The sequence below is a fragment of the Streptomyces sp. NBC_01077 genome, assembly GCF_045162855.1.
GTDB lineage: Bacteria > Actinomycetota > Actinomycetes > Streptomycetales > Streptomycetaceae > Streptomyces.
The window spans coordinates 2,793,519-2,810,056 of record NZ_CP108669.1 but is presented as its reverse complement, the minus strand read 5'-3'; the positions used below and the strand labels follow the sequence as shown (position 1 = coordinate 2,810,056).

Sequence of the window (16,538 nt, the reverse complement as noted above, 5' to 3'; positions counted from 1 at the left end):
GCGCCCGTCCCCGCGCCCTTCTTCGCGCTCGTCCCCGCGTCCGTCTTCGCGTCCAGGAACGTCGACCAGCAGCCGTCACTCACCGGGAGCCGCTTTGCCGATCACCGACTTCGACCGCTACCCGCTCCTCTTCGGGCCCTCGCCGGTCCACCCCCTCGAACGGCTCACCCATCACCTCGGCGGCGCCACCCTCTGGGCCAAGCGCGAGGACTGCAACTCCGGTGTGGCGTACGGCGGGAACAAGACCCGCAAGCTGGAGTACCTGGTCGCCGACGCCCTCGCCCAGGGCTGCGACACCCTCGTCTCCATCGGCGGCGTCCAGTCCAACCACACCCGTCAGGTGGCCGCCGTCGCCGCCCGCGCCGGACTGCGCTGCGTCCTCGTCCAGGAGAGCTGGGTCGACTGGCCGGACTCCGTCTACGACAAGGTCGGCAACATCCTGATCAGCCGCCTCGCGGGCGCCGACGTACGCCTGGTGCGGGCGGGCTTCGGCATCGGCTTCAAGGAGAGCTGGGAGCAGGCCCTGCGGGAGGTCGAGGAGAGCGGCGGCAAGCCGTACGCGATCCCGGCGGGCGCCTCCGACCACCCGCTCGGCGGGCTCGGCTTCGCGAACTGGGCCTACGAGGTGGCCGAGCAGGAGAGCGCGCTCGGCGTCTTCTTCGACACCGTGGTCGTCTGCTCGGTGACCGGCTCCACCCAGGCCGGCATGATCGCGGGCTTCGCCGCGCTCGCCGAGGAGGGCGGGCCGGCCCGCAGGATCATCGGCGTCGACGCCTCCGCGAAGCCCGGTCCGACGCACGAGCAGATCACCCGGATCGCCCGGGACACCGCCGCCCTCATCGGCGTCGAGCACCCGGTGACGGCGGCCGACGTCGAGCTGGACGAGCGCTACCACGCCGGGGTGTACGGCGTCCCGGACGAGGCGACCCTCGACGCGATGAAGCTCGCCGCCCGCACCGAGGGCATGGTCACCGACCCCGTGTACGAGGGGAAGTCGATGGCGGGACTGATCGACCTGGTGGACCGGGGAGAGATCGGCCGGGACTCGACCGTGCTCTACGCCCACCTCGGCGGCCAGCCCGCCCTCAACGCCTACAGCGCCCTGTTCGCCTGACGACGGGGCGGGGCCGGCCGCTCAGAGTGACTGGGCGGCCGGCTTCACCATGCCCCGGACGGTCCTGGACTTCACGAACTCGCCCATCGCCGTCATCTCCCACTCGCCGGTGAACTGTTTGATGAGCTTGGCCATCATCACGCCGGTCTGCGGCTCGGCGGTGGTCAGGTCGAAGCGGACCAGCTCCTCGCCCGTCGCCGCGTCGATCAGCCGGCAGTAGGCCTTGGCGACCTCGGTGAACTTCTGGCCGGAGAACGAGTTCACCGTGAAGACCAGGCCCGTGGCCTCGGCGGGCAGTCGGCCGAGGTCGACGACGATCACCTCGTCGTCGCCCGCCCCCTCACCGGTGAGGTTGTCGCCGGAGTGCTTCACCGAGCCGTTGAGGATGGACAGCTTGCCGAAGTAGCAGCTGTCCAGGTGGTTGCGCTGGGGGCCGTACGCGATGACGGAGGCGTCCAGGTCGATGTCCTTGCCCCGGAACGCGGGCTCCCAGCCGAGGCCCATCTTGACCTGGGAGAGCAGCGGGCGGCCACCCTTGACCAGGGACACCGTCTGGTTCTTCTGGAGGCTGACCCGGCCCTTGTCGAGGTTGATCTTGCCGGAGGGGGCGGGGGCCGGGTGAGCGGGCGTGGCGGCGGCGATCCGGGGATCCACCGGGGGGACGGGCGGCGCCGGGGGCGCGACGGGCGCGGGCGGGGCGACGGGGGCGGGCGCGACCGGAGCGGCGACGGCCGGGGCGGCGGCGGGCTCGTCGTCCACCGAGACGCCGAAGTCGGTCGCGATGCCGGCGAGGCCGTTCGCATAGCCCTGGCCGACGGCGCGGGCCTTCCACGCGCCGTTGCGCAGATAGATCTCGACGACCACGAGCGCCGTCTCGTTGGCCAGCTGCGGCGGGGTGAAGGTGGCGAGGACGCTGCCGTCGTCCGCGTTGCGGAGGGTGGCCGTGGGTTCGATGCCCTGGAAGGTCTGGCCCGCGGCGTCCGGGCTCGCGGTGACGACGATCCTCTCGATGCCGGCCGGGACGGCGCCGGTGTCCACCAGGATCGCGTCGGGGGCGGCACCGCCGCCGGAGCGGTAGGTGACACCGGGGCCGGACGGCTGGTTGTAGAAGATGAAGTCGTCGTCCGAGCGCACCTTGCCGTTGGCGCCGAGCAGCAGGCCCGAGACGTCGAGCCGCACCGGGGCGGCGACGTCCACCGCCACGCGCGTGGCGGTGAGAGGGATGTTCGAGCCGGGGGTCATAGCGGTCATGCCTGAGCTAACGAACCGGGTACCTTTGCCGTTCCCTTACCCTCGGCCGGTTCGGCCACCTTGATTACGCGGGTGGTTTCCGGCCTGCCGTTCGTTGCCGAAGCGGTACGAGCCCGTCCACCGGGCCATGACGAGTTGGGAGTCGCCCGACTCGACCTCCGCGAGGAACTTCTCCGCACGGGCGCCGCGCAGCACGCCGGCGGCGCGTCCCAGGTGGGTGAGGACGACCGAGCCGTCACGGCGCTGCTCGTACGTGAATCCATGGGGTCGTGGCATGCCGGGCATCCTGCCGTTCCCGGTCAGATCCGTCATATGAATATTCTTTCGACCCATGGGTGCAGTGGGGGCGGAGGGGCCGGTGGGACCGGCGGGGGCAGGGGGCGTGATGAGCAGGGTCGACGGGAGCTGTTTCCGGACGCAGGACGTGGACGAGGCGCGCGTGGAGCTCGACGCCCGCTACTACGCGAACCGTATGGACGTCGTCGACCGTGAGCGGCGCCCCTTCGCGGCGCGCTTCGACACCGTCGCGCTCGGCCCGCTGGTCATCGGCGACCTGAGCTGCGGGGCGGATGTGCGGATGAGCTTCGGGGAGCTGGGCGCGTACCACCTGAACGCGCCGCTCAGCGGGCGGATGGAGATGCGCCAGGGCGGGCACTCGATCGTCGCGACGACCACCGAGGCCCTCATGCTCGACCCGGCGGGCGACACCTTCCTCGACCGCTGGAGCGGGGACTGCCGGACCCTGTCGGTGAAGGTCGGGGCGGCCGAGCTGCGCGACCGCCTGGAGCAGCTGATCGGCCGCCCGCCCCGGGGCCCGCTCGTCTTCGCGCCGGGCCTGGACATCACGCGCGGTCCCGGTCTGAGCTGGGTGCGCTTCGCCCGCCAGATCGCCGCGGAGGCGCTCGCGGGGGAGGGCCTCGCCCAGCACGAGCTGGTGGCCCGACCCTTGCAGGAGGCCCTGCTCAACGGGCTGCTCCTGGCCGCCGAGCACCCCTGGCGCGAGGCACTCGCCCACCCGGGGGAGCCGCGGCGGCCGGCCCCGGTCAAGCGGGTGATGGACGCGGTACGGGAGCGCCCCGAGCACCCGTTCACGACCACCGAGCTGGCCATCCTGGCCCGGGTGAGCGTGCGCCGCCTCCAGGAGTCGTTCCGCGAGTACGTGGGGATGTCCCCGATGGCGTACGTACGGGAGGTCCGCCTCGACCGGGTCCGCGAGGAGCTGCGGGCGGCCGCGCCCGACGAGGTGAGCGTGAGCGAGGTGGCCTGGCGCTGGGGCTTCGCCCATCAGGGCCGCTTCGCGGCGCGCTATCGGGAGAAGTTCGGCGAGTCGCCGTCGGGGACCTTGCGCGGGTGCCGCTGAGGTCCCTTCGGCCGATCGCCGATGCTCCGGCGTACGCCGGGGCGCGTAAGGGGGCGCGTATTTCGCTGACCGGCGCGCTTCCGTGCGTCAACCCACCGCGCATTCCGGACAGGTGCCGCGTTCCGCGGCTCGCGATGATCTTCGTCCGGGCCTACGGTGAGCAGGTCCGGCTGCCAGCGTGCACCGTGACCCGGGCCCCGGCCGGCTCCCCCGTATCAGTCCGGCCGGGTCCTGCGTATTTCCCTCCTCGTCGGGCCCGCCGCCCTCAGGCCAGTCCGCCGTTGCTCATCAGCAGCTGTCCGTTGATCCACTGCCCTTCGGGCGAGCAGAGGAAGTCGACCAGGTGCGCGGTGTCCCGAGGGGTGCCGAGGCGGCCGAGCGGGGTCTGCCGGACCGTCTCCTCCCGTAGCCCCTCCGTCATCCAGCCGGTGTCCACCGGACCCGGATTGACGACGTTGGCGGTGACCCCGAGCTGCGCCAGCTCGCGCGCGGCGGCCAGGGTGATGCGGTCGAGCGCGCCCTTGCTCGCCCCGTACGGAAGGTTCCCCACGGTGTGGTCGCTGGTCAGGGCGATGATGCGGCCGGTGCCCGGCGGGCCGGTGAACCGCCGGCCGTACTCCCTGATCAACAGCCAGGAAGCGCGCGCGTTGACCGCGAAATGGCGGTCGAAACTCTCGACGGTGGTGTCGAGCAGGCCGGAGTCGACCGACTCGCAGTGGCACATGACCAGGGCCGTGACCGGGCGCCCGAGCCGTTCCTCGGCCGTGTCGAAGACGCGCGCCGGCGCCTCGGGGTCGGCGAGGTCGGCCTCGACGGCCGCGCAGGCCGCGCCGCGCTCGGCGAGCCGCTCGGTGATCGCCCCGGCCGCGCCCCGCTCCTCGCCCCAGGCCATGCGCCGGTCGTACGGGGCCCAGTACGTGAACGCGATGTCCCAGCCCGATTCCGCGAGCCGGTCGGCGATGCCCGCGCCGATGCCGACCGTACGGCCGACGCCGGTCACGAGGGCGAGGGGACGGTGGTCCGTACGGTCGTCCATGGCGTGGTCCATCGGGTCGCTCCTGTCGTCGTCCGGCGCGGCCACGGGGGCGGGTTCACGCCATTCGGTGCGGCCGCCGGTGCGGGTCCTGCCGTTCGGTGCGGCCACCGGGGCGGCGCGTCACGCCGTTCAGTGCGGCCACTGCGGAGGCGTCACGCAGAAGTGGCCGCCCAGGTAGAGGTCGTCGGCGCTGCCCTCCGGCGGGAAGCCCTTGTCGGCGATGAGCTTCTCCGCGTAGACCTCCGAGTCGTCCCGCGGCTCGAAGCCGAGCGCCCGTGCCGTGGCGAGGTCCCACCACGCGCGCGTGTTGGCGGAGGAGCCGTACACGACCGTGTGGGCCACGTCCTCGGCGGTGAGCGTGGCGTGCAGGAGGCGGGCGCAGTCGGCGGGGCTGAGCCACATCGACAGCATCCGGACCGAGGTGGGTTCGGGGAAGCAGGAGCCGATGCGGACCGAGACGGTCTCGATGCCGTGCAGGTCCCAGTAGAGCTGCGCCAGGTCCTCGCCGAAGCACTTGGAGAGGCCGTAGAAGGTGTCGGGGCGGTGCGGGGTGTCGACCGGCACCAGTGGGTCGCCCGCGCGCGGCTGCCGGGTGAAGCCGACGGCGTGGTTGCTGGAGGCGAACACCACGCGCGGGACGCCCTCCTCGCGGGCGGCCTCGTAGAGGTTGTACGTCCCGGCGATGTTGGCGGCCATGATCTTGTCGAAGGTCGACTCCAGGGAGATCCCCGCCAGGTGCACGATCGCGTCGACGCCCCGGACCGCCTCCCGGAGCGCCGCGCGGTCCGCGAGGTCGGCGACGATCGCGTCCGGCGCCCCCGGCGCGGGGGCGACGTCCAGGAGGCGGAGCTCGTAGCCGTACGGGGGCAGCAGCTCCCGCATCAGCGTGCCGACGCCTCCGGCGGCGCCGGTGAGCAGGACGGTGCGGGGTACGGCCATGGAGCGGATCTCCTCCGTCGAGCGGCATGCAGTGGCATTCAACGGCATGCGGTGGCATTCACCTGAGTGGAATTCACAACCGTGGACACGCTAAGGAGCGGCCGGACGGAGCGTCAAGAGTGTGCGACAGGGCGCGTTCTCGCCTTGACCGGCCCTTCCGTGCTGTTCTAGCGTGCGGGACGTCAGTGTTCAAGAATATGGATGACAGTCATAACTGTGCACGAGATGGCCCTGCACGACGGACTTTCCTGGGAGCGCCCGTGACCACTGCCCCGCTCGCCGGCCGGCTCGACGGCCTGCTTTTCTTCCCCGTCACCGCCTTCGCGCCGGACGGCTCCGTCGACCTCGACACCTTCCGCACCCATGTGCGCGCGGGGATCGACGCGGGCGCCGCCGCCGTCTTCGCCTGTTGCGGAACGGGCGAGTTCCATGCCCTCACCCCCGAGGAGTTCCGGGACTGCGTCGCAGCCGCCGTCGAGGAGGCCGCCGGCCGCGTCCCCGTCGTCGCGGGCGCCGGCTACGGCACGGCCCTCGCCGTCCAGTACGCCCGGCTCGCCGAGGAGGCCGGCGCCGACGGCCTCCTCGCCATGCCGCCGTACCTCGTCGTCGCCGACCAGGCCGGTCTCCTCCGCCACTACACCGAACTCGCCGCCGCGACCTCGCTCGACGTCATCGTCTACCAGCGCGACAACGCGATCCTCACCCCGGCCACCGCCGTCGCCCTCGCCCGTACGGACGGGATCATCGGCCTCAAGGACGGCCTCGGCGACCTCGACCTCATGCAGCGGATCGTCAGCGCCGTCCGCGCCGAGGGACTCGACCTGCTCTACTTCAACGGCCTGCCGACCGCCGAACTCACCGGCCCCGCCTACCGGGGCATCGGCGTCACCCTCTACTCCTCCGCCGTCTTCTGCTTCGCACCCGACATCGCCCTCGCCTTCCACCGCGCCCTCACCACCGGCGACGACACCACCGTGAACCGGCTCGTCGACGAGTTCTACCGGCCGCTCGTCGAACTCCGGGCCCAGGGCCGCGGATACGCCGTCTCGCTCGTCAAGGCGGCGGTACGGCGAGGAGGCCTGGACGTCGGTGAGGTACGGCCGCCGCTGAGCGAGCCCGCCCCCGAGCACATCGACACCCTCATGCTGCTCGTCGAGCGCGGCCGGGCCCTCCTGAAGGAGATCGGCGCGTGAGCGGGGGCACGGGAGACCGGGGCATGAGGGCAGGGGCCTTCCTCTACCCCTGGGACGTCGACGGCGATCCCGCCGCGCCCGGGCTGCTCGCCGAACTCGGCCTCGCGCAGGTCACGCTCGCCGCCGCCTACCACTCCACCCGGGCACTGACCCCCCGCCACCCCGGCCACCGGATCGTCACCGCCGAGCACGCCGCCGTGCTCTACCCGCCGGACCCGGACCGCTGGGCGGGCCGCCCGCTCCGCCCGTACCCGGCGGGGGAATGGGCCCCCGGCGACGCCTTCGGGCGGGCCGTCGAGGCCCTCGCGCCCACCGGCCTCGAGGTGCACAGCTGGGTCGTGCTCGCGCACAACTCCCGCCTCGGCGCCGAGCATCCGGAGACCTCCGTCGTCAACGCCTACGGCGACCGCTACCCCTGGGCGCCCTGCATCGCCCGCCCCGAGGTCCGCGCCCTGCTCGTCGAGCTGGCCGCCGAGGCCGCCGTACGGCCCGGTGCCGTCGGCACCGAGCTGGAATCCTGCGGCTGGTACGGCCTCGCCCATCTGCACGCCCACGACAAGATCGGCGGCGTCGCCCTCGGGGAGCGCGAGCAGTACCTGATGTCGCTCTGCTTCTGCCCTTCCTGCCGGGAGGGGTACGGGGGCGAGGGCGCCGATCCCGACGAGCTGGCCGCCGCCGTGCGGAGCGCCCTGGAGCCCGTATGGGCCGGATCGGGCCCGTCGGGCGGGCTCGGCGCCCTGGAGGCCCCGGCCCTGGCCTGGCGCGTCGGGACCGCCCGTACCTTCCAGGAGGCCGCCGTGGCCGCCGTGCGGGACGCGGCCCCGCCCGGCTTCCGGGTCCTGCTGCACGCCGACCCCGCCCCCTACCGCTGCGGCGCCGACGCCGGCACGGACCCGGCGCACGTCCTGGGCCTCGCGGACGGGGTGGTCGCCCGGCCGCCCCGGGTCGCGGAGTTCGCGGCCCACGCGCACGTGGACACGGTCCTCGCGGGAAACCTGTCCGTCGTCACCGGTATGGGCGGCGCCCCGGACCGGCTGGCCGACGAGGCCGAGCGGGTCCGTGACGCGGGCGCGACCGAGCTGCGGCTCTACCATGCCGGGCTGGCCTCGGACGAGGATCTGGACGCCGTCCGGACGGCCCTGCGGAAGCTCGGCGGGAGCTCCTAGGACGCGGTCTCCGCCGCGCGGGGCTCCTGCTGCCCCCGCTGTTCCTGCGGCGCGGCGAGCAGACGCGCGGCGGAGGCGCGGGTGTCCGCGACATGGGCGCGGGCCAGCGCCTCCGCGCCGTCCTCGTCATGGTCGCGGACGGCCTCGTAGAGCCGCTCGTGGGCCCCGCACATCGGCTCGCCGTCCGACTGCGCCGAGGTGAGCCGGAAGAGCCGGCGCAGCCGGGAGTCGAGCGGGGCCATCAGGTTTACCAGGAGCGGGTTGCCGGAGAGCTCGACGATCTGCCGGTGGAAGTCGGCGTTCAGGGAGACGGCCTCACGGAGCCGTCCGGACTCCGCCGCCTTCCTGGCCCGCGTCAACAGCCGCTCCAGATCCCTCAGTTGCGCGGGGCTCGCATGCCGGGCGGCGAGCCGCGCGGCCAGGCCCTCCAGGTTCTCCCGTACGTCGAACAGGTACTCGGCGTCCTCCGGGCCGAAATCCGCCACCACCGAACCCCGGCGCGGCTGCACCGAGAGGAAACCCTCCGACTCCAGACGCTGCATCGCCTCGCGCACCGGCACCCGGGAGACCCGTAGCCCGTCGGCGATCTCCCGCTCCACGAGCCGCATGCCCGCCGGGTACTCCCCCTCGATGATCCGCTCACGCAGCTCCACATAGACCCGCTCCCGCAGGGACTGATGGGTGTCCCCGCCGGCGGTGCTGCGGGCGGCGGGGCGGTGGACGGTCATGGGGACGGCTCCAGTCGGGTGGATGTCGTGCTCCCTCGATCTTCGCAGACCCCTGGGCCCGGAGAATTCGGCCTCCGTGAACCATCGTTCGGCATTCGGTATGCCAGTCACCTTGATGCCGCACCGCGCTCACCAGGGGAGATCCCGACATGACCTCCTGGAGTCGGTCGTCAGACCAGGCGGCCGTCCCGCGCCACCACCCGGCCGCCGCGGACCACCGCGTCGCGGCGGGGGAGGTCCACCACCGCCTGAGGGAGGCATTCGCCGTCGACGAGCATGAAGTCGGCGGGGGAGCCCGGGCGGAGGTCCGCCTTCGGGAGGCCGAGGAGGTCCGCCCCGCCGTCGGCGGCCAGTCGGAAGCAGGCCTCCAGTTCCTCGTCGAGCCTCAGGTCCAGCGCCCATGCCGCGAGCCATGCCCGGTGCAGCATGTCCGCGTTGCCGAACGGGCTCCAGTTGTCCCTGACCCCGTCCGAGCCGAGCCCGACCCGTACCCCGCGCTCGGCCAGTCGCCGGAACGGCAGGATCGTCGTCACCGACAGAGCGACCGTCGTGAGCGCGATCCCCGCCTCCGCGAGCAGGTCCGCCGTCTCGTCGAGCTCCCGGCCGGACAGGCCGGCCACCGCGAAGGCGTGCGCCACGCTCACCCGGCCCTGGAGGCCCAGTGCGCGCGTGCGGGCCGCGATGTCCCGCAGGGGCGCCAGTCCCTGCTCGCCCCGGTCGTGGAGGTGGATGTCGAGACCGAGGCCGTGCTTCTCGGCGAGGGCGAAGACGGTGCCCAGCTGGTCGCCCGTGCCCTCGCCCGTCGTGTCGAAGCCCGCCGGGTCGATGCCGCCGATGTGCGTGACCAGACCGCTCGCCGCCGCCTCCGCGAGGAGCTCGGCCACCCCCGGCGTACGGACCACCCCGTGCTGCGGGAAGGCGACCAGTTCCACGTCCACGATCCCGGCGAGCTTCGCCGCCGCGTCCGCCACCCCCTCGATACCGGAGAGGCCGTAGGCGGGCGCCACGTCCGCGTGGGCCCGCATCGCGCGCGTGCCCTGCGCCGCCGCGTGCGACATCAGCCGCAGCGCCCGCTCGCCCACCGGCGTCGGCAGGGCGCGGGCGAGCTCCACGTCCCCCGCGACGTACTCGGCGATGCCCTCCGCCGGGCGCCTGCTGCGCCAGGGCTCGCCCCAGGACGTCTTGTCGGGATGGATGTGGGCGTCGACCAGGGTCGGCAGCGCCAGGCGGCCCGCCCCGTCGATCCGCTCGACGACGGCACCCTCCGGGACCTCCGTCACCAGCACGCCGTCCACGGCGATCAGGTCGCCGGCCGGTCCGCCGAAGGGCCGTACGTCGTGGAACAGGGTCGCGGTGCGGGGCCGGGAAGGGGTCACGGGGGTCTCCTCGGGGGCGACGTCGGCAGCGGGGAAGGGGTGGGGAAGCAGTGGGGAAGCTCTGCGGGGGCAGTGCGGAAGCAGAAGGACGGAAGCAGTGTCCCATCTGGTATACCACGGGGTCCCGTCGTGCCCCCGCCACGCTCCCCGACCCACCCCTCACCAGGCCAGATCCTCCAGCGCGTCCAGATCCGGCACCCCCGTCACGATCGGCTCCGCGTCGTCCGCGCCCACCCGCAGCTCCGCCCAGATCGTCTTGCCGCGCCGGCCGTAACGGGTTCCCCAGCGCTCCGCGTACTGCGCCACCAGATACAGTCCGCGCCCGCCCTCGTCCGTCGCCGCCGCGTGCCGCAGGTGCGGCGAGGTGCTGCTGCCGTCCGACACCTCGCAGATCAGCGTCCGGTCGTGGAGCAGCCGTACCCGGACCGGGTCGGCCCCGTACCGCACCGCGTTCGTGATCAGCTCGCTGAGGACCAGCTCCGCCGTGAACGCCAGGCCGTCGAGCCCCCACTCCGACAGCTTCGCCGCCGCCGCGTTCCGTACCGGCGAGACCGCCGACGGGTCGCGCGCCACCTCCCACTCGGCGATCCGCTCGCGTGCGAGCAGCCGGGTCCGGGCCACGAGCAGGGCGATGTCGTCGCGCGGTGAGGGCGAGAGCAGGGTCGCGAGCACGTCCGCGCAGGTCTGCTCCGCGCTCCGGCCCGGCCGTGCGAGCGTGGACTTCAGCAGGCCGAGGCCCGTGTCGAGGTCCCGGCTCCGGTCCTCCAGGAGCCCGTCCGTGAAGAGCACCAGCTTGCTGCCCTCGGGAAGCTGCAGCTCCGTCGCCTCGAACGGCACGTCGCCCAGACCGAGCCCGAGCGGCAGCCCCGGCGACAGCTCGGGGAACTCGACCCGCCCGTCGGGGCGCACGAGCGCGGGACCGGGATGCCCCGCGCTCGCCACCGTGCACAGGCCGGACGCCGGGTCGTAGATCGCGTACAGGCAGGTCGCGCCGGTGATGCCCTCCTCCCGGCGCCGCCCCTCGCCGTCCGGCCCCTCCGACTCCCGGTCGTCGATCCGGCCCGTCAGCTCGTCGAGGTGCCCCAGCAGCTCGTCCGGCGGCACGTCGAGCGTCGAGAAGTTGTGCACCGCCGTCCGCAGCCGCCCCATGGTGGCCGCCGCGTGCAGCCCGTGCCCGACGACGTCCCCGACGACGAGCGCGACGCGCGCCCCCGGCAGCGGGATCACGTCGAACCAGTCGCCGCCGACCCCGGCCTTCGCCGGGAGATAGCGGTACGCCACGTCCACCGCGCTCTGCTCCGGCAGCACCCGGGGCAGCAGGCTCCGCTGGAGCGTCACCGCCATCGCGTGCTCCCTGGTGAACCGGCGTGCGTTGTCGATGGCGACGGCCGCCCGCGCCGCCAGCTCCTCCGCGAACGACAGGTCCTCCTCCCCGAACGGCTCCGGCGTGTCCGCGCGCCAGAAGTTCGCCATCCCCAGCACCACCCCACGGGCCAGCAGCGGCACCGTGAGCAGCGAGTGCATCCCGAAGGCGAGGGCCTGCGCCGCCCCCTCGGGGTCCTGCGCCCGCCAGCCCTCCGCCGCGGCCAGCTCCGACTGCGCCACCGCGTGCCCCGCGCTCAGGGCCGTCGCCATCGGGGTGCTGGAGACGTCGAACCGCACGGTGTCGCCGACCGGCTGGAGCGGCTGGTCGGGCCGCAGCCCGCTCAGCGCCGTCCGCCGCATCTCCGTGGCCGCCGACCCGGACTCCGGCGGCTCCTCGCCACGCAGCACCGGTTCGAGCAGCTCCACCGTCGCGAAGTCCGCGAACCGCGGCACCGCCACTTCCGCCAGCTCCTCCGCCGTCCGTACGACCTCCAGGGTCGTCCCGATGCGTACCCCCGCCTCGTAGAGCAGCTGGAGCCGGCCGCGGGCCACCGCCGCCCGGCCGGTCAGGGCGGCCAGCTCGGTGGTGTCGCGCATCGTCATGACGCTCCCGGACTCGGCGCCGTCCGTGACCGTGGGCCGCACGCTCACCGCCAGCAGCCGGTCGCCCGCCCGGTGCACCTCGTCCGTCGCCGCCCGGCCGGATTCCAGGAGTTCGACCGTACGGGCATCGAGGCCGAGCTCCGAGACGTGCCGCCGCTCCGCATCCGCCGTGATGCCGAGGAGCCGGCGCGCCTCGTCGTTGGCGAGCAGCAGCCGACGGTCCGGGCCCACGATCAGGACCCCTTCGCGTACCGCGTGCAGCACCGCCTCGTGGTGCTCCTTCATCCGGGTCATCTCGGCCGGGCCGAGGCCGTGCGTCTGCCGCCGCAGCCGCCGGCTCACCAGAGCCGCCCCGCCCACGGCGGCCGCGAGCGCGCCTCCCGCGACGCCGATGAGCAGCGGCACCCGCCCCTGCACCGCGTGCGTGATGCTCTCCACCTCGATACCGCTGGTGACCATGCCGACGATCCGGCCCTGGTCGTTCACGACGGGGACCACGGCCCGTACGGCGTCGTTGGGCGCGCCCCGGAACAGCTCGGTGTAGGACTCGCCGTCCACCACCGCCCGGCTGAGGTCGCCGGTCGCCTTGAGGCCGATCAGCTCCGGTTCCGAGTCGGTGTAGCGCACGCCGTCCCGGTTCAGGACCGCGATGAAGTCCACCCCCGTCGCCAGCCGGGTCTCCTCGGCCCGCTTCTGGAGCACGGCCGTCGGATCGGGCGAGGCGAGGGCCTCGTCGACGCCGGGCGCCTTCGCGAAGGCCTCCGCGACCGCGAGCGAGCGGACCTTCGCATCCCGCTCGGTGTCGCTGCGCGCCTGGTAGAAGGTCACGAACACGGCCGCCGCGATCACCAGGAGGGCGATCAGCGCCTCCAGGGCGAACACCTGGCCGGCCACACTCCGCAGGCCGGTCCCGCGCTCACCGGGGCCCTTCCCCCGCGCCCCGGGGCTCTTTCCCCGTTCTCCGCCCCGGGCCGTCATCCCGTGCTCCGGGCGATGAGCAGTGCCACGTCGTCCGCCGCACCCGGCCGGCGCAGCGCCTGCAGCAGCTCGTCACAGGTCTCCTCAAGGGGCCCGCGCGCCTTGTCGAGGAGGCCCACGAGCAGTGCGAGCCGCTCGTCGATGGCCTCGTGGCGGGTCTCGATCAGACCGTCCGTGTACAGCACGAGCCGGTCCCCGGGCCGGAACGGCACCCGGGCCGTACGGAACGTGCCGCCGCCCACCCCGAGCGGCGCCCCCGGCGGAACGTCCACGAGTTCGGCCGGGCCGTCCGCCGGGACCCGCACGGGCGGCAGATGCCCGGCGCTCGCGATCCGGCACCGGCCCAGGGCCGGGTCGTACACGGCGAAGAGACAGGTCGCGATGTAGTGCTCAAGGCCGGCCGTGATCCGGTCCAGGTGCCGCAGGACCTGGGCGGGCGACAGGTCGAGGTCCGCGAACGCGCAGGTGGCGGTCCGCAGCCGCCCCATCGCCGCCGCCGCGTCGATCCCGCTGCCCATCACGTCCCCGACGACCAGCGCCGTCTTGTCCTCGGGCAACGGGATCACGTCGTACCAGTCGCCGCCGACCTCGCTCGACGCCTGCGCCGGCTGGTAGCGGGTCGCGACTTCGAGACCCGCCCGTTCCGGGGGCTTGCCCGGCAGCAGACTGCGCTGGAGCGTCACCGCCGAGTTCCGCACGCTCTGGTACCAGCGCGCGTTGTCGATGCTCACCGCCGCACGGGCCGCGAGCTCCGTAGCGAGCAGGACGTCGTCCCCGTCGAAGGGCAGCGCGTTGCGGTCCCGCTTGAGGTCGAGCGCGCCGAGCACCTCGCCGCGCGCGATCAGCGGCACCGCCAGGTACGAGTGAACCCCCGCCCGGGCGAGCAGCTCGGCCGCCTCGGGGCTTCGCGCGATCCGCGACAGGTCGCCGGGGCCGACGTGCTCCACCAGGACCGGCAGACCGGTGTGCACACACCGGGTGACAAGACGGTCCGCCCCGTACATGGTGATCGCCCCGGGCGGGTCCGCCGCCGGCAGCGCCTCCGTCCGGGCCACGGCCTTCACAGCGAGCGCCCGGAACAGCTCGGGCCCCTCCTCGGGCGCGCCCGGCCTGCGCAGCGCGAGGACGGAGTCGAGGACGTCGACGGCGGCGATGTCGGCGAGCTCCGGCACCACCACCGAGGCCAGCTCGTCGGCCGTCTTCTCCACCTCCAGGGTGGTGCCGACCCGGGCCGATGCGTCCGCGATGAGCGCGAGCCGCCGCCGGGACCGGTCGGCGTCCGCGTCCGCGCGGTGCCGCTCGGTCACGTCGATCACCGAGGCCGCCACGCCCAGGACCCGGTCCTCGGCCCCCTCCAGACGGTAGAAGGACACCGACCAGGCGTGGTCGCGGTCCGGGTCGGCCGGGGTCCGCCCGATGGTCGGATGGTCGAGCAGTGGCGTCCCCGTGGCCAGTACGGTGCGCAGTGCGGCCTCCAGGGCCTCGGCGTCGACCCGCGGCAGCATGTCGCTGATCCGCCGCCCGATGTGCAGCGCGGCCGGTACGCCGTTGATCCGCTCCAGGGCCGGGTTCACCAGGACGTAGCGCAGGTCGGCGTCCAGGACGGCCAGGCCGATCGGGGACTGGGAGACGAGCCGGTCGGAGAGCGCCAGCTCGGTCTCGATCCGCTCGACGGCGGCGCGGTCGGCGGCGATCCCGAGCGCGTACAGTCCCCCCAGGTCGTCGGTGAGCCGCATGTTGCGGAACTCCACGGGTCGTACGCTGCCGTCCTTGTGCCGTACGGGGAAGGTGCCGGCCCAGGTCTTGCCCTCGCGCAGCACCTCGGCGAAGAGGCGCGCCGCCTCCTCCCGGTGCTCCGTGCCGACGATCAGCCGCGCCACGTACCGGCCCAGGGCCTCGTCGGCCCGGAAGCCGAAGAGATCCTCCGCCTGCGGGCTCCACAGCACGATCCGGCCGTGGGCGTCGACGACGATGGCGGCGACCCCCAGCACGTCGAGAAGGCCCTTGCCTTCCAGGGGCACACCGACCCGCCCCGTCGTCCCAGGGAAGGAACCGGCCGTCACACTGCCCTCCTCCCGCCACGCCCGCGCCTTCCTTCCATGCTCGCCGCACGCCGGTCGCCCCGCACCGCGAGCGCCCCGCGCCCACGCGGAGGAAGCGGAATCTCAGCCGACCGGGACGGACGGGTCCGGGGTGGTGTTCGTCGTCCGGCCGAGCTCGCGCCGCCCCCGTACCGCGACCACCGCCGCCCATCCCGTCCCCGCGAGCGCGAGCAGCGGCAGCAGGACGCGGACGTCGACCAGGGCGACCAGGCCCGCGCCGAGGGCGAGGGCCAGCGCGTTCGGCGCCATGACCAGGGTGTTCACGGTGGCCGCCAGCCGGCCCACCGCCTCCGCCGGCGCCTCCCGCTGCACGGCCGTCACCACCGCCACGAGCACCCACGGAAGGCCCAGGCCGATCACCGCGCTCGCCGCCAGGGCCGTCGCCTCGAACGGCAGCGCCCGTACGCCCACCGCCACCGCGAACAGGGCGAGACCGGCGGCGGCGAGCGTCCGCTCGGAGATCCGGCGCAGCAGCGGGCCGGTGACCAGGCCCGCGAGGACCGAGCCCACGCCCTGTACCGCGTAGAGCACACCGGCGTACGCGGGGGCGTGTCCGAGCCCCCGGTCGACGACCGCGTAGATCGCGGCCCCGTTCACCCCGGCCAGCAGCATCGTGAACGCGCCCGTCGCGACCAGCGGCCGCAGGACCGGCGAGGCGCGGAGCAGCCGTACGCCCTCGCCGGTCTCCCGCCACCAGTGCCGGGACTCCGACCGCGCGGGGCGCTCCTCCCGTACGGGCATCAGCGCGAACACGCCGGCCGCGAGCGCGAAGCTCGCCGCGTCGACGAGGGCGACGGACCCGCCCCCGTACCGGGCGAAGAGCCCCGCCGCCACGAGCGGGGCGATCAGCTTCATCGACTCGTTCGCGGTCATCCTCAGCCCGTTGAAGGTGCCCAGACGCTTCTCGTCCATGACGGTCGCGACCAGGGCCTGTTCCGCCGCCTCGTGGACGGCGCCCTGCGTCCCGTAGAGCACGAGGACGGCGAAGAGAAGCCACACCCGGTCCGCCGAGTCCACCCACAGGAGCAGCGGGAGGAGCGCGGCCATCGCCACGTCGAGGGCGACCAGGAGCGGCCGCCGCCGCACCCGGTCCGCGAGCGTGCCGAGCAGCGGCCCGAGGAGGACGGGCGCCCAGAGGGCGAAGGCGGCCAGGGCCGCCAGACTGTCGGAGCCGGTCAGCGATTTGACCCAGATCCCGGAGACCAGCCACATCGCCGTCGTACCGAATCCGGACACGACGACACCTGTCAGATACCAGCGCATGGCCTCAGGCTGATGTCTGAGGGGGTCCCGACGGATCGGTCATCTTCCCTAGAGAGGCCGAGAA

The 16,538-nt window shown here is 73.8% G+C and carries 13 protein-coding genes; 4 read left to right on the top strand and 9 right to left on the bottom strand.

Annotated features, from left to right (window positions below; genetic code table 11):
• Positions 1 to 94 precede the first annotated feature (94 nt).
• A complete protein-coding gene (locus OG462_RS12525; RefSeq protein ID WP_406057345.1) occupies positions 95 to 1,114 on the top strand; it encodes a 1-aminocyclopropane-1-carboxylate deaminase in 1,020 nt (339 codons plus the stop codon).
• A gap of 21 nt (positions 1,115 to 1,135) precedes the next feature.
• On the opposite strand, the gene OG462_RS12520 is transcribed toward OG462_RS12525, so the two are convergent.
• Entirely contained in the window at positions 1,136 to 2,365 is a 1,230-nt protein-coding gene (locus OG462_RS12520) for a TerD family protein (protein WP_406057343.1), read from the bottom strand.
• Between the two features lie 36 nt (positions 2,366 to 2,401).
• Complete coding sequence (locus OG462_RS12515) at positions 2,402 to 2,641, bottom strand: hypothetical protein (RefSeq protein WP_406057341.1); 240 nt, start codon at positions 2,639 to 2,641, stop codon at positions 2,402 to 2,404.
• A 109-nt stretch (positions 2,642 to 2,750) separates the two neighbouring features.
• Here OG462_RS12515 and OG462_RS12510 point away from each other — a divergent pair, with 109 nt between their 5' ends.
• On the top strand, positions 2,751 to 3,725 hold the full coding sequence (locus tag OG462_RS12510; protein ID WP_406057340.1) for an AraC family transcriptional regulator: 975 nt from the start codon (positions 2,751 to 2,753) through the stop codon (positions 3,723 to 3,725).
• A 265-nt stretch (positions 3,726 to 3,990) separates the two neighbouring features.
• Here OG462_RS12510 and OG462_RS12505 read toward each other — a convergent pair whose 3' ends face one another.
• Together OG462_RS12505 and OG462_RS12500 are read right to left on the bottom strand one after the other, a co-directional pair.
• Complete coding sequence (locus tag OG462_RS12505) at positions 3,991 to 4,761, bottom strand: SDR family oxidoreductase (protein ID WP_406066501.1); 771 nt, start codon at positions 4,759 to 4,761, stop codon at positions 3,991 to 3,993.
• A gap of 129 nt (positions 4,762 to 4,890) precedes the next feature.
• Positions 4,891 to 5,700 (bottom strand): NAD-dependent epimerase/dehydratase family protein, encoded by an 810-nt coding sequence (locus tag OG462_RS12500; protein WP_406057339.1) that lies wholly within the window; start codon positions 5,698 to 5,700, stop codon positions 4,891 to 4,893.
• Between the two features lie 260 nt (positions 5,701 to 5,960).
• Here OG462_RS12500 and OG462_RS12495 point away from each other — a divergent pair, with 260 nt between their 5' ends.
• Positions 5,961 to 6,893, top strand: coding sequence for a 5-dehydro-4-deoxyglucarate dehydratase (locus tag OG462_RS12495; protein WP_406057337.1), 933 nt, complete (start codon positions 5,961 to 5,963; stop codon positions 6,891 to 6,893).
• Between the two features lie 23 nt (positions 6,894 to 6,916).
• Entirely contained in the window at positions 6,917 to 8,059 is a 1,143-nt protein-coding gene (locus tag OG462_RS12490; RefSeq protein WP_406066499.1) for a hypothetical protein, read from the top strand.
• Here the strand turns inward: OG462_RS12490 and OG462_RS12485 are convergent.
• The 5 genes from OG462_RS12485 to OG462_RS12465 all read right to left on the bottom strand — a co-directional run bounded on the left by OG462_RS12485 (position 8,056) and on the right by OG462_RS12465 (position 16,510).
• Complete coding sequence (locus tag OG462_RS12485) at positions 8,056 to 8,787, bottom strand: GntR family transcriptional regulator (protein WP_406057335.1); 732 nt, start codon at positions 8,785 to 8,787, stop codon at positions 8,056 to 8,058. The two genes, OG462_RS12490 and OG462_RS12485, sit on opposite strands and share 4 nt — an antisense overlap.
• A 170-nt stretch (positions 8,788 to 8,957) precedes the next feature.
• Positions 8,958 to 10,247 (bottom strand): amidohydrolase, encoded by a 1,290-nt coding sequence (locus OG462_RS12480; RefSeq protein ID WP_406066497.1) that lies wholly within the window; start codon positions 10,245 to 10,247, stop codon positions 8,958 to 8,960.
• A gap of 75 nt (positions 10,248 to 10,322) precedes the next feature.
• Entirely contained in the window at positions 10,323 to 13,109 is a 2,787-nt protein-coding gene (locus OG462_RS12475) for a SpoIIE family protein phosphatase (protein WP_406057333.1), read from the bottom strand.
• Positions 13,106 to 15,172 (bottom strand): SpoIIE family protein phosphatase, encoded by a 2,067-nt coding sequence (locus OG462_RS12470; protein WP_406057331.1) that lies wholly within the window; start codon positions 15,170 to 15,172, stop codon positions 13,106 to 13,108. Before OG462_RS12470 ends, OG462_RS12475 begins: the two co-directional genes overlap by 4 nt.
• Positions 15,173 to 15,274: 102 nt before the next feature.
• Positions 15,275 to 16,510 (bottom strand): MFS transporter, encoded by a 1,236-nt coding sequence (locus OG462_RS12465; RefSeq protein WP_406066495.1) that lies wholly within the window; start codon positions 16,508 to 16,510, stop codon positions 15,275 to 15,277.
• Positions 16,511 to 16,538 lie beyond the last annotated feature (28 nt).

What these genes read in the sequence shown, in the direction of transcription:
- OG462_RS12505 (WP_406066501.1), bottom strand. Translation starts at nt 4,761, where the DNA reads ATGGACGACCGTACGGACCACCGTCCCCTCGCCCTCGTGACCGGCGTC.
- OG462_RS12515 (WP_406057341.1), bottom strand. Translation starts at nt 2,641, where the DNA reads ATGCCACGACCCCATGGATTCACGTACGAGCAGCGCCGTGACGGCTCG.
- OG462_RS12520 (WP_406057343.1), bottom strand. Translation starts at nt 2,365, where the DNA reads ATGACCGCTATGACCCCCGGCTCGAACATCCCTCTCACCGCCACGCGC.
- OG462_RS12510 (WP_406057340.1), top strand. Translation starts at nt 2,751, where the DNA reads ATGAGCAGGGTCGACGGGAGCTGTTTCCGGACGCAGGACGTGGACGAG.
- OG462_RS12490 (WP_406066499.1), top strand. Translation starts at nt 6,917, where the DNA reads ATGAGGGCAGGGGCCTTCCTCTACCCCTGGGACGTCGACGGCGATCCC.
- OG462_RS12475 (WP_406057333.1), bottom strand. Translation starts at nt 13,109, where the DNA reads ATGACGGCCCGGGGCGGAGAACGGGGAAAGAGCCCCGGGGCGCGGGGG.
- OG462_RS12485 (WP_406057335.1), bottom strand. Translation starts at nt 8,787, where the DNA reads ATGACCGTCCACCGCCCCGCCGCCCGCAGCACCGCCGGCGGGGACACC.
- OG462_RS12500 (WP_406057339.1), bottom strand. Translation starts at nt 5,700, where the DNA reads ATGGCCGTACCCCGCACCGTCCTGCTCACCGGCGCCGCCGGAGGCGTC.